This is a genomic window from Pseudofrankia inefficax, from assembly GCF_000166135.1.
Taxonomy (GTDB): domain Bacteria; phylum Actinomycetota; class Actinomycetes; order Frankiales; family Frankiaceae; genus Pseudofrankia; species Pseudofrankia inefficax.
The window spans coordinates 7743392-7758791 of sequence record NC_014666.1; the positions used below are offsets into that span (position 1 = coordinate 7743392).

General features: G+C 73.1%; 14 protein-coding genes. 2 read left to right on the plus strand and 12 right to left on the minus strand.

Going from position 1 to position 15400, the window contains the following annotated elements; genetic code table 11:
* Positions 1–9: 9 nt before the first annotated feature.
* The 5 genes from mqnE to FRAEUI1C_RS31300 form a co-directional block, all read right to left on the minus strand.
* Positions 10–1158, minus strand: coding sequence for an aminofutalosine synthase MqnE (gene mqnE, locus FRAEUI1C_RS31280; protein WP_013427388.1), 1149 nt, complete (start codon positions 1156–1158; stop codon positions 10–12).
* 92 nt (positions 1159–1250) lie between these two features.
* The gene (locus FRAEUI1C_RS31285) at positions 1251–1613 is read right to left on the minus strand and encodes a hypothetical protein (RefSeq protein WP_041259769.1); all 363 of its coding nucleotides are present in this window, start codon (positions 1611–1613) and stop codon (positions 1251–1253) included.
* A gap of 34 nt (positions 1614–1647) precedes the next feature.
* Positions 1648–2520 (minus strand): UbiX family flavin prenyltransferase, encoded by an 873-nt coding sequence (locus FRAEUI1C_RS31290; protein ID WP_013427390.1) that lies wholly within the window; start codon positions 2518–2520, stop codon positions 1648–1650.
* On the minus strand, positions 2517–3419 hold the full coding sequence (gene mqnP, locus FRAEUI1C_RS31295; protein WP_013427391.1) for a menaquinone biosynthesis prenyltransferase MqnP: 903 nt from the start codon (positions 3417–3419) through the stop codon (positions 2517–2519). Before mqnP ends, FRAEUI1C_RS31290 begins: the two co-directional genes overlap by 4 nt.
* Positions 3416–4867 carry a menaquinone biosynthesis decarboxylase gene (locus FRAEUI1C_RS31300; protein WP_013427392.1) on the minus strand — a complete coding sequence of 484 codons (1452 nt, stop codon included), beginning with the start codon at positions 4865–4867 and terminating at the stop codon, positions 3416–3418. Before FRAEUI1C_RS31300 ends, mqnP begins: the two co-directional genes overlap by 4 nt.
* A gap of 490 nt (positions 4868–5357) precedes the next feature.
* On the opposite strand from FRAEUI1C_RS31300, the gene FRAEUI1C_RS31305 reads away from it, so the two are divergent.
* Positions 5358–5747 (plus strand): PLD nuclease N-terminal domain-containing protein, encoded by a 390-nt coding sequence (locus FRAEUI1C_RS31305; protein ID WP_041259770.1) that lies wholly within the window; start codon positions 5358–5360, stop codon positions 5745–5747.
* A gap of 180 nt (positions 5748–5927) precedes the next feature.
* Here the strand turns inward: FRAEUI1C_RS31305 and ccsB are convergent, their stop codons facing one another.
* The 6 genes from ccsB to hemL all read right to left on the minus strand — a co-directional run bounded on the left by ccsB (position 5928) and on the right by hemL (position 12815).
* Positions 5928–7064 (minus strand): c-type cytochrome biogenesis protein CcsB, encoded by a 1137-nt coding sequence (ccsB, locus tag FRAEUI1C_RS31310; RefSeq protein ID WP_013427394.1) that lies wholly within the window; start codon positions 7062–7064, stop codon positions 5928–5930.
* Positions 7064–8965 carry a cytochrome c biogenesis protein ResB gene (gene resB, locus FRAEUI1C_RS31315; RefSeq protein WP_013427395.1) on the minus strand — a complete coding sequence of 634 codons (1902 nt, stop codon included), beginning with the start codon at positions 8963–8965 and terminating at the stop codon, positions 7064–7066. Before resB ends, ccsB begins: the two co-directional genes overlap by 1 nt.
* Positions 8962–9906, minus strand: coding sequence for a cytochrome c biogenesis CcdA family protein (locus FRAEUI1C_RS31320; protein ID WP_013427396.1), 945 nt, complete (start codon positions 9904–9906; stop codon positions 8962–8964). Before FRAEUI1C_RS31320 ends, resB begins: the two co-directional genes overlap by 4 nt.
* A gap of 31 nt (positions 9907–9937) precedes the next feature.
* Complete coding sequence (locus FRAEUI1C_RS31325; RefSeq protein ID WP_013427397.1) at positions 9938–10585, minus strand: TlpA family protein disulfide reductase; 648 nt, start codon at positions 10583–10585, stop codon at positions 9938–9940.
* A 158-nt stretch (positions 10586–10743) separates the two neighbouring features.
* Positions 10744–11418 (minus strand): histidine phosphatase family protein, encoded by a 675-nt coding sequence (locus FRAEUI1C_RS31330; protein ID WP_049807300.1) that lies wholly within the window; start codon positions 11416–11418, stop codon positions 10744–10746.
* Positions 11419–11429: 11 nt separating this feature from the next.
* Positions 11430–12815 (minus strand): glutamate-1-semialdehyde 2,1-aminomutase, encoded by a 1386-nt coding sequence (gene hemL / locus FRAEUI1C_RS31335; protein WP_013427399.1) that lies wholly within the window; start codon positions 12813–12815, stop codon positions 11430–11432.
* A gap of 238 nt (positions 12816–13053) precedes the next feature.
* Here hemL and FRAEUI1C_RS31340 point away from each other — a divergent pair, with 238 nt between their 5' ends.
* Positions 13054–13977 carry a TIGR03564 family F420-dependent LLM class oxidoreductase gene (locus tag FRAEUI1C_RS31340; protein ID WP_013427400.1) on the plus strand — a complete coding sequence of 308 codons (924 nt, stop codon included), beginning with the start codon at positions 13054–13056 and terminating at the stop codon, positions 13975–13977.
* A 64-nt stretch (positions 13978–14041) separates the two neighbouring features.
* Here FRAEUI1C_RS31340 and FRAEUI1C_RS31345 read toward each other — a convergent pair whose 3' ends face one another.
* Positions 14042–15388 (minus strand): glycosyltransferase, encoded by a 1347-nt coding sequence (locus tag FRAEUI1C_RS31345; RefSeq protein WP_157735103.1) that lies wholly within the window; start codon positions 15386–15388, stop codon positions 14042–14044.
* Positions 15389–15400: the final 12 nt, after the last annotated feature.

A 15400-nucleotide genomic window follows, 5' to 3' on the forward strand; every position in this document is an offset into this window, starting at 1 on the left:
CGGCCTCGCCTACGCGTCGATCGGCTGGGGGACGTCGCGGCGGGCCGGGTCAGGGCCCTCGTAGTCGCGGATCACCCGGTAGCGGGTGTCCCGCTCGACCGGCTGGAAGCCGGCGTCCCGGATCAGTGTGAGCAGGTCCTCGCGGGTCATCGTGTTCGGGGTGCCGAACCGGTCCGCGTCGTGAGTGATCTTGTACTCGACGACCGACCCGTCCAGGTCGTCGGCGCCGAAGTTCAGCGCCAGCTGGGCCGTGGTCAGGCCGTGCATGACCCAGAAGCACTTGATGTGGTCGACGTTGTCGAACAGCAGCCGGGAGACGGCGAAGGTCTTGAGCGCCTCGGCGCCGGTCGCCATCGGCTGGTTCATCAGCCGGTTGCGCGGGTCGCCGGCGGCGTCGTGCTGGAACCGAAGCGGGATGAAGACGGCGAAACCGCCGGTCTCGTCCTGCAGTTCGCGCAGCCGCAGCACGTGGTCGACGCGGTGGCGGGGCGACTCGACGTGGCCGTAGAGCATCGTGCTCGGCGTGCGCAGGCCCTTGGAGTGCGCCAACCGGTGGATGCGCGACCAGTCCTCCCAGTGGGTTTCATGGCCGACGATCTGCTGGCGAATCTCCCAGTCGAAGATCTCGGCACCGCCGCCGGTCAGCGACTCCAGGCCGGCGTCGATCAGCTCGTCGAGGATCTCGTCGGCGCCGAGGCCGCTGATCTTCTCGAACCAGTGGATCTCGGTGGCGGTGAAGGCCTTCAGCGCCACGTTGGGTAGCGCCACCTTCAGCTCGCGTAGCGACCGTGGGTAGTACCGCCACGGCAGGGTCGGGTGCAGGCCGTTGACGATGTGCAGCTCGGTGATGCCGGACGGCTCCATCTCCTTGGCGAGCCGGACGGCCTCCTCGATCCGCATCGTGTAGGCATCGGCCTCCCCCGGCTTGCGCTGGAAGGAGCAGTAGGCACAGCTCGCCGAGCAGACGTTCGTCAGGTTGAGATGCCGATTGACGTTGAAGAAGGTCTGGTTCCCGTTCTTGCGGGTCCTGACCTCGTGCGCGAGGGCACCCAGCCAGGCGAGGTCGTCGCTGGCGTACAGCGCCTCGCCGTCCGATCGGTCCAGCCGGTCCCCGGCCCGGACCTTGTCCTCGATCTCCCGCTTGCGCCCGGCATCCATAACCGGCAAGCCTATCCGCCTTCCGCCAGACCCAGATGATCCACAAGGGCCTGGCGCGGGTTCGGCGACGCGGCTCACTCGCCGGCTGTCGACTACTTGCGGGCCTTCGGCGGCTTCACGGGCTTCACCGGCGGCGCGGGCGTCGAACCCTCGACGCGGGCGGCCTGCTTCTGCATCCGGGCCAGCGGGTAGCCGGCCAGCGCGCCGCCGATCAGGCCGAGCAGCACGGCGAGCACTAGGGGCAGGCCCGCCGCGAGCCAGAGCACCACGGCGATCACCAGGAAGATCCCGATCCTGGCGAGGAAGAACGGCAGCGCGGCCCGCAGGTCGAACTCCTCGAGCTCCCGCTTCGGCCGCTTCCCGAAAAGCCCGCCCGACCCGGCCTTCCCCGGCGGCGGCGCGACCTTGGTCTGCTTCACCTTGACCTTCGCGGGCGTCACCTTGGTCGGCGTCACCTTGGTCGGCGTCGCTTTCGTGGCGGGTGTGCCCTTAGCCCCCGTCGGCGTCGCCGCCTTGTCTGCCCGGTCCCCGCGCCCGCGCGCCATCCCGATCTCCCTCACGCCCTGGTCCCGCTGTCAGCCCGTTGTCCAGCGCTGTCCCCGTGTCCACTGTGCCAGGTCGCGGCCGGTCGGTCCGCGCCGCGCCCAGTTCGCCCGCCCAGCGGCGGAAAAGAACGTTGGGTACGCCGGCGGCGTCCAGCACCCGGCCGGCGACGAAGTCGACCAGGGCCTGCGCGTCGGCGGCCCCGGCATAGAAGCCAGGGCTCGCGGCCGCGACGACGGCCCCGGTGTCGTGCAGCGTGACCAGGTGGCGCAGGGTCGCCCCGGTGAAGGGCATCTCGCGCGGGACGACGACCAGCAGGCGGCCCTCCTTGAGGGTGACGTCGGCCGCGCGCTGCAGCAGGTCCTTGGACAGGCCGAGCGCGATCCCGGCCACGGTCGCGGTACTCGCCGGAACGACGATCATGCCCCTCGTCGGGTAGGAGCCGCTGCTCGGCCCGGCGGCCAGGTTGTCGGCGCCGTGCACCCGGACCAGCGCGTCGACCCCGGCGACGACCTCGTCCCGGTCGGCGCGGGGCCGGCCGGCGAGGCTGGTGCCGAGCCAGCCGGCGAGCGCCTCCGGCCAGGCGCCGGGGCCGTCCCGCCAGGCGATGCCGGTCTCGTCGAGCAGGGTCAGCCGGGCGGCCCGGGACACCACCAGGTCGACCGGCAGGCCGGCCGCGAGCAGCCCACGCAGCACCGACGCCGCGTACGGCGTCCCGCTCGCGCCACTGACCCCGACCACCCACGGCCGCCGGGCCGCCGGGGCCCCGGCCGCCGCCGCGACACCGTTCGCCGCAGGATCACCGGCCGGGCCCGTCACCCGTGCAGGCCGCGGACGATCAGGTCGGCGAGGGCGAAGACGAACAGCGCGATGCCGACGAAACCGTTGGCGGTGAAGAACGCCCGATTGACCTTCGACAGGTCGGTCGGCCTGACGATCGCGTGCTCGTACCCGAAGGCAACCGCCGTGGCGGCGATACCCACCCACCACAGCGCGCCGAAGTGCTCCATCAGCCCGAAGACCACGAACAGCCCGAACGTCACGACGTGGGTGACGAGCGACGCGATGAGGGCCGCCCGAACCCCGAACCGGGCCGGCACGGAGCGCACCCCGATCCGCCGGTCGACCTCGACGTCCTGGCAGGCGTAGATCAGGTCGAAGCCACCGATCCAGGTGCCGACCGCGAGCCCGAGCACGACCGCGGCCCACGACCAGTGCCCGGTGATCGCGATCCAGGCTCCGATCGGCGCCACCGCCTGGGCGATCCCGAGGATGACCTGCGGGAAGTCGGTGAACCGCTTGGCGTACGGGTAGACGACCAGCGGCACGACGGCGGCCGGGGCGAGCGCCAGGCACAGCCAGCCCAGCGCGGCCGCGGCGGCCAGGAACACCACCAGCGCCACCACGCTGCCGATCACCGCGGTGCGCACCGCGACGACACCGGTGACCAGCTCGCGGGTCGCCGTCCGCGGGTTCTGCGCGTCGATCCGCCGGTCGATGATCCGGTTCGCCGCCATCGCGAACGTCCGGGCCGCGACCATCGCGACCGTGACGAGGACCAGATCCACCCAGTGCACCGAGCCGGAGGCCCGGAACCCGGCGGCGAGTGCCGCGACATAGGCGAACGGCAGCGCGAAGACCGAGTGCTCGATCTTCACCAGCCGCAGGAAGGCCTTCGGCTTCTCGATCGCCCCCGGCAGGACGGCGGCCTCAGTCACAGCCCGTACTCCTTCCAGCGCGAGGTCACCAGGGTCCGGGTGGCCTCGTCCATGACGCACTCGTCCGGCCACCCGCCGGCCCTGCGGTAGCCCTCGGTGGCCAGCTTGCGGGTGGCGTCGATGCCCGCCTTGCCGCCGTAGAACTGCTCGTACGACGAGTGGTCCAGGTGATCGACCGGGCCGACCGTGGTGACCAGGTCGTGGGCGTAGTCGACGTTGCCGAACGCCCGCCAGGCGACCTCGGAGTAGTCGTGCACGTCGCAGTCCGCGTCGACGACGATCACCAACTTCGACAGGGAGAGCAGCCCCGCGCCCCAGACCGCGTGCATCACCTTCTGCGCCTGCTTCGGGTAGCGCTTGTCGATCGACACGATCGCGCAGTTGTGGAAGACGCCGGCCTCCGGCAGGTCGTAGTCCACGATCTCGGGGATCAGCATCTTGATCAACGGCAGGAAGATGCGCTCGGTGGCCTTGCCCATCGGCCCGTCCTCCTGGGGCGGCCGGCCGACCACGATCGTCTGGTAGATCGGGTCGCGCTGCATCGTCATGACGTCGACGTGCAGTGCCGGGAAGGGCTCGACCGGTGTGTAGAAGCCGGTGTGATCGCCGAACGGGCCCTCCGGGAGGCGCTCCCCCGGCTCCAGCCAGCCTTCCAGCACGATCTGGGCGTTCGCCGGTACCTGCAGCGGGACGGTCAGGCAGTCCACCAGCTCGACGCGCTCACTGCGCAGGAAGCCCGCGAACAGGTACTCGTCGATGTCCGCCGGCAGCGGTGCGCTCGCCGCGTAGGTGACGACCGGGTCGCAACCGAAGGCGATCGCGACCGGAAGCCGCTCTCCCCGCCGCTCGGCGACGGCGTGGTGCGCGTTCGAGTCCTTGTGGATCTGCCAGTGCATCCCGACGGTCCGGGCGTCGTGCCGCTGTAGCCGGTACATGCCGAGGTTGCGGGCACCGGTCTCCGGATGGCGGGTGTGAGTCAGGCCCAGGTTCAGGAACGCGCCACCGTCGTCCGGCCAGGACAGGATGCCCGGCAGCCGGAACAGGTCGACCTCGTCGCCCTTGTAGACGACGTCCTGGCACGGCGCGGTGCGGACCTTCTTCGGCGGCATGTTCGTCAGCCGCGCGGCCTTGCCGAGGGCGTCCCGCATCCCCGAGAACCCGTGCGGCAGCTCCGGGCGCAGCATGTCCGCGATCCGGGTGCCCAGGTCGTCCAGCCGCTCGACGCCGAGCGCGCGGGCCATCCGCTTCTCGGTGCCGAAGACGTTGATCGCCAGCGGCAGGTCCGAGCCCACCGGGTTCTCGAACAGCAGCGCCGGGCCGCCCGCCCGCACCACGCGTTGCACGATCTCCGTCACCTCGAGGCGCGGGTCGACCGGAGCCTTGATGCGGCGCAGTTCGCCGTGCTTCTCGAGGTCGCCCAGAAACGCGCGCAGATCCGCCCAAGCCATGTCACCCATCCTCGCAGCGTCCGGGCCTCTGGCGTCGCCGCCTCCCCGGCCCGATCCGGTGTACGCCTCGCGATCTGGGCCGCCGGCCTGGCGCCTGAGCTGGGGCCCGCGCGGTTCCGCGGGCCCGCGGCGCTCCCGTCGGGACCGCTGTTCCGGCGATTGACAGGAAAAGGCTCGGTGTGCCTCTCTTATCACCGGGCGGACACGGCGCCCGCGCATGACGCACACTGTCGGTGCGCGCGTGGCCGGGCGGGGCCGCCACCACCGCCAGCAGGCCAACGCGCGAGCGGCCAGATGACGGCCGTGTCACGACTTTGGGGCACGGCCCGCGGACGATTCGCCGCGCCGTAGGCTGAGATGGCTGCCGGGACCGCCCCCGTGCGAGCGGAGCGGCCCGCGACCGGACTCGGCGACGGGCCGGCCACCCGACAGCGCGGTGAGCGGCGAGCGGGAAGGGGACGGACAGCCGGTGACTCTCCTGCTCTACATAATGTTGTACGCACTACTCGGCTATGTGATCGTCGACGTCGCGCGAACTCCGCGCGAGGACGTCCGGACCCTCACGAAGACCATCTGGATCCTGTTGGCGCTGTTGCTGTTCCCCGTCGGCGGCGTGCTCTGGTTCTTCTTCGGCCGGCCCCGTTCGGCGGCGGTCCGGCGCCGCCGCGGGATGGCGGCGCGCCGTGACCATCCCGCGTACGGCGGCCGATTCGACATCGTCGAGTCGCAGCGTGTCGCCGGGCCCAGCCTGTTCCGCGGCCGGCCCCGCAGCAGCCCACCCGCCGGCCCCGTCGGCCCGGATGACGACCCGGAGTTCCTCCGCGAGCTCACCGAGCGCCTCCGCCGCGAGAACCCCGACGGCCCGGCGTCCCACCACTAGCACCGCACCGCTCTCCAGGCTGGCCAGCCGAACCGCCCCAGGCCGCCGCCCTCCAGGCCGTGATCACTGTTTGGGCCCTGGAATGGCTGCGACCAGGGCCGATTCACGACCGCCAGGGGGCGAAAACGGCGATCACCCCGGTGCCTAGGCAGCGCTAGCGGTGCCAGCCGCGGACAAGGGTCAGGCCGAGACGCCCGCGTACGAGTGCAGGCCGGTCAGGAACAGGTTGACGACGTAGTAGTCGACGAAAAGAGCGCTGAAGGCGACCAGGGAGACCGCTGCGGCCTTCTTGCCCCGCCAGCCGGCGGTGGCGCGGGCATGCAGGTAGGCGGCGTAGCAGACCCAGGTGATGAACGACCAGGTCTCCTTGGGGTCCCAGCCCCAGTACCGGCCCCAGGCGGCCTCGGCCCAGATCGCGCCGGCGATGACGGCGAACGTCCACACCGGGAAACCGAGCGCGATCAGGCGGTAGGTCAGCGTGTCCAGCGAGGCTGCCGCCGGCAGCTTCATCACGATGCCGCCGCGGCTGCGCATCGCGGCGGTGACCTCGGCCCGGCCGGCGGCGACCTCCGCGAGCTGGTGCTCCCAGCGGTTCTTGACCAGGAACAACACCGTGGTCACCGCGGACACCAGGTAGATGCCGCTGGCCAGGATGGCCGCGACCACATGGATCTTGAGCCAGTACGAGTTCAGCGCGGGCACCAGCGGGCCGGCCGCGACGTACAGAACCGTGCCGGCGAGCCCCATGTAGACCAGCACCGGGAACGTGACGAACACTCCGAGCCAGCGGACGTCGAACCGGACCAGCAGCACGAGGAACGCCGAGATCGCGATCAGGCAGATCATCGACGAGAACTCGTACATGTTGCCCCACGGCACCCGGCCGGCGGCGAAACCACGGGTGACCACGGAGCTCAGGTGCAGCGCCCAGCCGAGCACGGTCAGCACGACCGCTATCCGGCCGACGAGCAGGGCCCGGGCCGGCTGCTCGTCGTCGGCCCCGTCGAAGTCCGAGCCGCCGGAGGCCGGGCCCGCCACGCCGGCAGCGGGGGCGGCCGCCTTGGCGGGGGCTGGGACGTCGCCGGCGGCACCGGCCGCCGTGGCACCGACGAGTGCCGGCTCACGGGCCGGCTTGGCCGTCGCGGTGGCGGGCGTCGCCGTGGCGGACGTGGTGGCCGCCTCGGCCTCCGCTCCCGCGCGACCGAATCGGCTGAAGGCGAACTCGGCCGCGTAGCCGAGCATCCCGGCCGCGTACAAGGCCATCGCGCCGCCGTAGAGGTGGTCGGATAGCGAGGCGAGGCCCTCGTTGACGGCCATCACGGCTCCCGTCTGTTGCTGGAGGGGGCGTTCTCATCGGTGGTCGAGGGGGCGCCGTCGGGTCTCGCGGCGTCCGGACTGGCGGGGTTGGGTCTGGCGGAGTCCTGGGCGGCTGTGTCCTGGGTGACGGTGGTCGCGGCGCGTAGCTGGGTGGTCAGCGAGGCGAGCTCCGCGGCGAAGCCCTCGGCGTCCGAGCGGGACAGGCCACCGATCTCGACCGTGCTACCGGCGCCGGCGGCACGAGCCCGGACCCAGACCCGCCGGCGACGGACCCGCAGGCTGATGATCAGGCCCAGGATGATCGCGATCGCGGCGACGAGCACGAGGTCCTTCGTCGGGTCCGACTTGACCTGGAACTGGGCGTACTCGCGCACGCCGTCGACGGACAGCGACATCCCGCCGGGCAGGTTGGTCATCGTCCGCTCGTCGGCGTGGCCGATCCACAGTGCCTGCGAGATCACGCCGTTGCCGGTCGGCCCGTCGGAGGTGAACTGCTTCATGTCCCGCGTGTCGAGGGAGTAGATGTTCTGCGGGATTCCCTCGTTGACGTGCAGGTTGCCGACGTAGCCCGTCAGCGTGATGGCCGGGTTGGCGGCCGCCGGGTAGATCGAGACGAGGCCCTGGGCCGGGTCGTCGATCGTCGTCGGGGTGAAGAAGCCCATGAAGGCCAGCTGCTGAGGTGTCTGGAGCTTGCCCACCGGCGCGAGCCCGGCATCGGGAATCTTGACGACGCACAGCGAGCGGAAGTTCGGGTCCTCCTGGGCGCAGGTGACGTACGACTCCCAGACGACCTTCCCGGCCTTGTCCCGCAGCACGAAGTGCGGCGCGTAGCCGTGACCGAGCAGGTAGACCTTGTCCTTGCCGATCACCAGCGGGTGGTTCGGCTTGATCACCGTCTTCTTGACCGGGGAGTCCAGACCGGTGCGGTACGACACCGCGGCGGCGAACTCCTTGGGCTCGCCGCTGAGCTGGTAGCTCGCGCTGAACTTGTCCAGCGTGACCGAGTACGGCCGCAGGTTGGCGGTGTCGACCATCGCGCCGGCGGTGAACTGGTCGTAGGACAGCAGCGTGTTCGAGAACCCGTCACCCTGCACGACCAGCATCGAGCCCTGGTAGCCGTACCAGGAGCCGAGCCCGACGCCCAGCAGCAGGACCATCAGCGCGATGTGGAAGACCAGGTTGCCGGTCTCCCGCAGGTAGCCCTTCTCGGCGGCGACCGAGTGGTCGGGGCTGCCGTCCGGTCGGGTGGCCCCGTCGGCCGCGATCGCGACCCGGAACCGGCGCGAGCGCAGCATCGCGGCCGCGGCGGCGGTCGCCTCGCCCGGCGCGAGCGGGCTCGCGAAGGCGGAGCCGCCCGCGAGGCGCCCCGGCCGGGCCGGCGCCGCCGGCGGGCGGCCAAGCAGCGCCTGCGCGTGCCAGCGCACCCGCGACCACAGGCAGCCGATCAGCGAGATGAAGAGCAGCACGTAGATCGCGGCGAACCACGGCGCGCTGAAGACGTGGAACAGCGAGAGGCGCTCGAAGATCGGCCCAAGCGTCGGATGGTTGGCCCGGTAACGCTGCACCAGGATCGGGTTGATGTTGTTCTGCGGGAGCAGGGAGCCCGGGATCGCGGCCACCGCCAGCAGGAACAGCAGGATCAGCGCGGTGCGCATGCTGGTCAGCACCCGCCAGCCGCGCCGGACCGGGTCGACCAGCCTGGCCAGGCTGGTCCGCCCACCGTCCGCCGCACCCTCGGGGGACGTCGCCGCGACGGCGGGCAGGCCCGTCTGCCGGGCCGCCGGGACGCCGAACGCGTCCGGCTGGGCGACGATCTCGTCGGCGTCGACCTCTGTCGGCGAAGCGGCTGCCGCGCCGGTCTTGCCGGCCGTGGCGGTGGAGCTCGTCGAGGGTGGCGTCACAGCGGTGTCTCCGCGAATCCGGGGGCGAACGAGCGCAGCGTCGAGACCAGGTCGGCCCACTGACCGGTCACCTGCAGGACGCCGACGACGACCAGGAGCGTGCCGCCGGCGAGGGTGAGCAGCCGGGCGTGCGACCGGACCACCGCCAGCGCGCCGGCGGCCCGGCGGAATCCGAGGCCGACGACGACGAACGGTACGCCCAGGCCCAGGCAGTACACGGCGGACAGGAACGCGCCGCGCCCCGCGGTCGCGCTCTGCACCGCCAGGCCCAGGACGGCCGTGAGCGTGGGGCCGAGGCACGGCGTCCAGCCGAGACCGAACAGCACGCCGAGCAGCGGGGCGCCGAGCAGCCCCGGCGACGGCAGCCGGTGCAGGCGCAGCTCCCGGTTGGCCCACATGAACCGGGAGAAGGCCCCCGCGAACAGCAGGCCCATCAGGATCGTGACGACGCCGAGCACCCGGGTCACCCCGACCTGGTGAATCCGGATCCAGCTCCCGACCCCGCCGAACGCCACGCCGTAGGAGACGAACACGGCCGAGAACCCGAGCACGAACAGCCCGGTCCCCACCGTCACCCGCCCGACCCGGCGCGCCCGGCCAAGCCCGGCGCCCAGCAGCCGGGCCGGCGTTCTGGGCATGGTGGCCTCAGCCGCCGATCCGGTGCCCACCGGCGCCGACGCGTCGGACGGCCGGGCGGCGGCCACACCTGGCGCCGCCGCCACCAGCACGGCCTCGGCGGGAGCGGTCTCCCGCGTCACCGCCTCCTCGGCCTCGCGGGGCTGACCCTCCAGGTCGGCGCCGGACAGGCCCGTGACGTACGAGAGGTAGCCCGGGACCAGCGGCAGCACGCAGGGCGAGAAGAAGGACAGCAGTCCGGCGACGGCGGCGACCGGCGTCGCCAGCAGCAGCGGCCCGTCCGTGACCAGCCCGGCGACGCTCACCGCGAGTCCCCGCCGCCCGTCGTCACCGAGGTCACGTCTCGGCCGCGAGCTTGTCGAGGACCGGGCCGAGGCTCTGCGCGGTCACGCCGCCGGCGAAGCGAGCCGCGATGTCACCGTTGCGGTCGAGCACGAACGTAGTCGGGAGGGCTACCGCGACCGGCCAGTGCGCGGCGAGCGTGCCGAGCTTGTCGACGATGCTCGGGTAGGTGACCTTGTAGGACCGGACGAAGGCCTGCGCGGGTGACACGTCCTCGCGCTCGTCCACGCCGAGGAACGCGACGTCCGGCTTCTGCGCGGACACCTGGAGCAGGTTCGGCGTCTCGGCCCGGCAGGGCGAGCACCACGAGGCCCAGAAGTTGACGACGACGATCTTGCCGCGGAACGACGCCAGGTCCAGCTTGGTGCCGGTCAGCGTCGTGCCGGCGAGGTTGGGCGCCGCCTTGCGGTGACCCAGCTCCGCGAAGTCCTGGCCCGGCGCCTGCGGCACGAACTTGAACGTGCCGGTGGAGGCGTCGACCTTGTTCGCCGAGCTGGAGCAGCCGGACAGGCCGAGACTGCCGATCCCGACAGCCAGGGCCAACGACGGCAGGACGGCCCGGCGCCAGCCGCGCGGGCCCCGCCCCGCGGGGATGCGTACGCCCCGCCCCGACTTCAGCACGTCACTCAGTATGTGCGCCACGTTCCGCGCTCCCAGTGCGCCTCGGGTCTACTCCGTCGCCGCACTCGCTCCACGTCTACGACCGTCCGTAGAACTTCACTCACCACAGTAAGCCGCGCCCGTCCCAGGCGACGGCCGGGGCCCGGCGAACCGTTGTGACAAGCCTCGCGGCGGCGGCCTCAGGCGCCGACCGAGCCCGAGCCCGCGGCGGTGGGGCCGTTGGGTTCGGCGTAGTCGACGCGCAGCAGGGTCCCGTCGCGGTACACGGCGGAGGTGACGCTCGCCAGCGCGCACTGGCGCCGGTCGGGCCGGTGGAACAGGCGACGGCCCTCCAGCGCGCGCCGGGCCGTCCAGACCGGGAGCTGGTGGCTGACCAGCACGACCTGGCGGCCGGGGTGGCTGTCGCGCCAGTCCTCGGCGGCGCGCAGCATGCGCTCGGCGATCTCGGTGTACGGCTCGCCCCACGACGGCTTGAGCGGGTTGCGCAGGACCGACCACATCTTCGGGTCGCGCAGCAGCCGGGGGCTGGCCTCGAACTTGCGGCCCTCGAAGAAGTTGCGGCTCTCGATCAGCCGGTGGTCGGTGAGCACCGGCAGGCCGTGGGCGGCGGCGATCGGGGCCGCGGTCTGCTGGGCGCGCAGCAGCGGGCTCGCGACCACGGCGGCCACGTCCAGGTCGGCCAGGTACTCGCCCACCACCTTGGCCTGGCGTTCACCGGTCTCGGACAGCCGGTAGTTCGGCAGCCGGCCGTAGAGGATCTTCTCCGGGTTGAACACCTCGCCGTGGCGGACCAGGTGCACGGTGGTGGTCCCCGCCTCGTCCGGCGGCCGTGGCGCGGGCGGCGGCTGCGTCACCGGCGGCTGGGTCACGAGGAGACCGCCTCGGCCCGGCCGGCGGCGACGGGCGGGTCGGCGACCGCGGCGGCGGCGCGGGCCGCGGCCGGTGCCGCGGCGGCGATCCGCTCGACGGCCTCGTCGTCGTGCGCGGCGGAGACGAACCAGGCCTCGAACGCCGACGGAGGCAGGTAGACGCCGGCGTCGAGCATGCTGTGGAAGAACGCCGCGTACCGGACCGACTCCTGGGCCACGGCACCCGCGTAGTCGACGACGGCGGCGGCGTCGGTGAAGAAGAAGCTGAACAGGCTGCCGGCGCTCGCCGGCAGGTGGGCGACGCCGGCCTCGGTGAGCGCGGTGGAGACGATCCCGGCGACGTCGCCGGCCCGGGCGTCGACGGCCGCGTACACCTCGTCCGTGCAGGCGTTCAGGGTCGCGAGGCCGGCGGCGACGGCCAGCGGGTTCCCCGACAGGGTGCCGGCCTGGTAGACCGGCCCGGCCGGGGCGAGCCGCGCCATGACGTCGGCCCGGCCGCCGAAGGCCGCCGCGGGCAGACCGCCGCCCATCACCTTGCCGAACGTGAACAGGTCGGGCGCCCAGCCCTCGGCGACGCCCTCGATCCCCCACCAACCGGCCCGGGAGACCCGGAACCCAGTCATCACCTCGTCGAGGATGAACAGCGCGCCATGCTGGTCGCACAACCGCCGCAGACCGGCGTTGAAGCCCGGCAGCGGCGGGACGACGCCCATGTTCGCCGCGGCTGCCTCGGTGATGACGGCGGCGATCTCGCCGCCCTGCTCGGCGAAGACCGACTCGACGAGGGCCAGGTCGTTGTACGGCAGCACGATCGTGTCGGCGGTGGCCGCGCCGGTGACGCCGGGGGTGTCCGGCAGGCCGAGCGTCACGATGCCCGAGCCGGCCGCGGCGAGCAGCGCGTCGACGTGGCCGTGATAGCACCCGGCGAACTTGACGACCTTCGTGCGGCCGGTGAAGCCGCGGGCCAGCCGCACGGCGCTCATCGTCGCCTCGGTGCCCGAGTTCACCAGCCGGACCTGCTCCAGCGGGGCCACCCGGTTGACCAGCGCCTCGGCCAGCTCCACCTCACCGGGCGTCGGCGTGCCGAAGCTGGTGCCGCTGGCGGCCGCCCGCTGGAGCGCGGCCACGACGTCCGGGTGCGCGTGGCCGAGGATCATCGGGCCCCACGAGCCGACCAGGTCGACGTAGGTACGCCCGTCGGCGTCGGTGAGGTAGGCGCCCTTCCCGGACACCATGAACCGGGGCACACCCCCGACCGCCCGGAAGGCCCGGACCGGCGAGTTGACCCCGCCGGGGGTGACCCGCTCGGCGCGGGCGAACAGGTGCTCGGAGGCCGGGGCAGCAGACGGGACGACGCCGCCTGGGGCTGCGGGAACAGGCATGCCCCGATCCTCGCAGGTCCACCGGAGGTCGCTACCCGCCCACCGGCCTCGCCCGGCCGGTGAGGCGTGACCCACCTCATAGCGAGCAAGGCCGGGTGGGCCGAACGCGACACAGCGCCCCATCTCGGAGCCGAGCGGGGCGCAGTGGCCCGGGCCTCGTGGCCAGTGGCGTGTGCGGGCTCGCGGTGACGAAGATTACGGCAGTCCTCGCACCAAGAGCCGAACGATCGGAGTCGTCATGCGCATCGGGACCCTCCTGCCAGACCCCGGCGGAACGGACGCGCTCGCCCGGCTGCGGGACACGCTGGCGCAGGCCGCCGAGGACGGGCTCACATCCGCGTGGATGACGCACATCTTCGGCCTGGACGCGCTGACGGCGCTCGCGGTCGCCGGCAGCCAGGTCCCGGGGATCGAGGTCGGCACCGCGGTCGTGGCGACGTACCCGCGCCACCCGGTCGCGCTCGCCCAGCAGGCGCTGACGACGGCGCTGGCCACCGGCGGCCGGCTGACCCTGGGCATCGGCCTGTCGCACCGGCTGGTGGTCGAGGACATGTTCGGCTACAGCTTCGACCGGCCGGCGCGGCACATGTCCGAGTACCTGTCCGCGCTGGTGCCGCTGCTCGACGGGCAGCCGGTGGACGTCAAGGGCGAGACCCTGCGGGCCGCGGCGGGCCTCTCGACGCCGCGGCTCGGGCGGGTGCCGGTCCTGGTCGCGGCGCTGGGGCCGGCGATGCTGCGGCTGGCCGGCGCGCGCACCGACGGGACGGTGCTGTGGATGACCGGGCCGGCGACGATCCGCGACCACACGGTCCCGACGATCCGGGCCGCCGCCGCCGAGGCGGGGCGCCCGGAGCCCCGGGTGGTGGCCTCGCTGCCGGTCCGCGTCACCGACGATGTCGAGGGCGCGCGCGTCGCGGCCAACAAGACGTTCGCGATCTACGGCAAGCTGCCGTCCTACCGGGCCATGCTCGACCGGGAGGGCGCCGCCGGGCCGGCCGACGTCGCGATCATCGGTGACGAGGAGTCCGTCGCGGCTCGGGTCGCCGACGTGGCCGCGGCGGGCGCGACCGATTTCGTCGCCGTGCCGTTCGCCCCCGAGGGCAGCGCCGACGAGCAGCGCACCCGCGCGCTCCTGCGCACGCTCGCCCGGTCCCCCAGCTAGCCGACGACCGCGCGCGGGTCCGCGTGAACGGACCCGCGCGCCGGCCGGATCGGCTCCCCGGGAGTCAGCGGGGGTCGCCGAAGATGCCGTCCGGGACGGCCGGGCGGGCCGGGCCCGCGTCCGCCGCCGGAGCGGGCGCCTGGTCCGGGACCAGGCCGGGCACGAGCTGGCCCGGGTCGACGACCGGCTCCCGGCCTCGGGCCGCCGAGTCGCCGTAGATCCGGCCCTTCCAGGTGACGCCGCGCCCGGCCCGGCGCCGACGGGCCGAGTCGAACGTCATCCCGAGGTAGAGCAGCGCCGTCACCGGGAGCAGCAGGGCCACCGGCAGTGGCTGGCGGTAGTAGCGGACCATCGGCAGGTACGTGCCGGCGAGCAGCAGCCAGCCGGCGCCGCCGACCGCGGCGAGCGGCCACGCGCCGACGGCGAGTCCCGTCACCGCCGCCGCGACGGGCACCACGAACAGCAGCAGCATGCCGAGGGCCGTCCCGGCAAGCAGCGCCCCCGAGTGCCGCAGTTGGGTGAAGGCGCTGCGGGTGACCATGTTCCACAGGTCGGCGAGCGCCGGGTATGGCCGGACGCTGTCGGCCCGGTCGGCGAGGCCGAGCCAGGTCCGCCCGCCCGCGTTCTTGACCAGCCGGGCGATCGCCACGTCGTCGACGACCGCGCCGCGGACCGCCGCGAGCCCGCCAGCGTCGCGCAGCACCTCGCGGCGCACGAGCGAGCAGCCGCCGCCCGCCGCCACCCCGGACCGGGGCCGGTTCGACCAGCGGAACGGGTAGAGCATCGCGAAGAAATAGCCGAACGCCGGGACGACCAACCGCTCCCACCACGAGGTGATGTTCAGCCGCGGCAGCTGGGAGACCATGTCGAGCCGGTGCGTCGTCGCCGCCTCGACCAGCGCGCGCAGCGAGCCGGGCCGGTGGGCGATGTCGGCATCCGTGAGCAGCACGAACTCGGCCTCGCCGGCGAACTCGACCCCGTGCTGCAGCGCCCAGAGCTGGCCGGTCCAGCCGGCCGGCGGCGGCGTGGACGACAGCACGGTGAGCCCGACGCCGCCGAGCGCGGCGGTGTCGCCGGCGTCCCGGGCGGCGGCCCGCCGGGCGAGTTCCTGGGCCGCCAGGTCACGGGCGACCTCCGCCGTGCCGTCGGTGCTCGCGTCGTCGACGAGCACCAGCGTGACCGGGCCGGGATAGTCCTGGGCCAGCAGGCTGGGCAGGGTCACCGGCAGCACGGCGGCCTCGTCCCGGGCCGGGACGACGATCGCGACCGGCGGCCACTTCGCCGGTGCCCGCCGCGCCGGCAGCCGCTGGTCGGTCCGCCAGTAACCACCCCAGCAGACCGCCAGCCACAACCAGGCGGCCAGCGCGACCGTCGCCGCCGCTGTCAGCACCAGAACCATCTGATCCGTCACTCTCCGTAGCCT

Excerpts from the sequence above, each read along its gene's own strand:
- ccsB (WP_013427394.1), bottom strand. The coding sequence starts at position 7,064 with ATGGCCGTCAACGAGGGCCTCGCCTCGCTATCCGACCACCTCTACGGC.
- mqnE (WP_013427388.1), bottom strand. The coding sequence starts at position 1,158 with ATGGATGCCGGGCGCAAGCGGGAGATCGAGGACAAGGTCCGGGCCGGG.
- FRAEUI1C_RS31340 (WP_013427400.1), top strand. The coding sequence starts at position 13,054 with ATGCGCATCGGGACCCTCCTGCCAGACCCCGGCGGAACGGACGCGCTC.
- FRAEUI1C_RS31300 (WP_013427392.1), bottom strand. The coding sequence starts at position 4,867 with ATGGCTTGGGCGGATCTGCGCGCGTTTCTGGGCGACCTCGAGAAGCAC.
- FRAEUI1C_RS31305 (WP_041259770.1), top strand. The coding sequence starts at position 5,358 with ATGTTGTACGCACTACTCGGCTATGTGATCGTCGACGTCGCGCGAACT.
- hemL (WP_013427399.1), bottom strand. The coding sequence starts at position 12,815 with ATGCCTGTTCCCGCAGCCCCAGGCGGCGTCGTCCCGTCTGCTGCCCCG.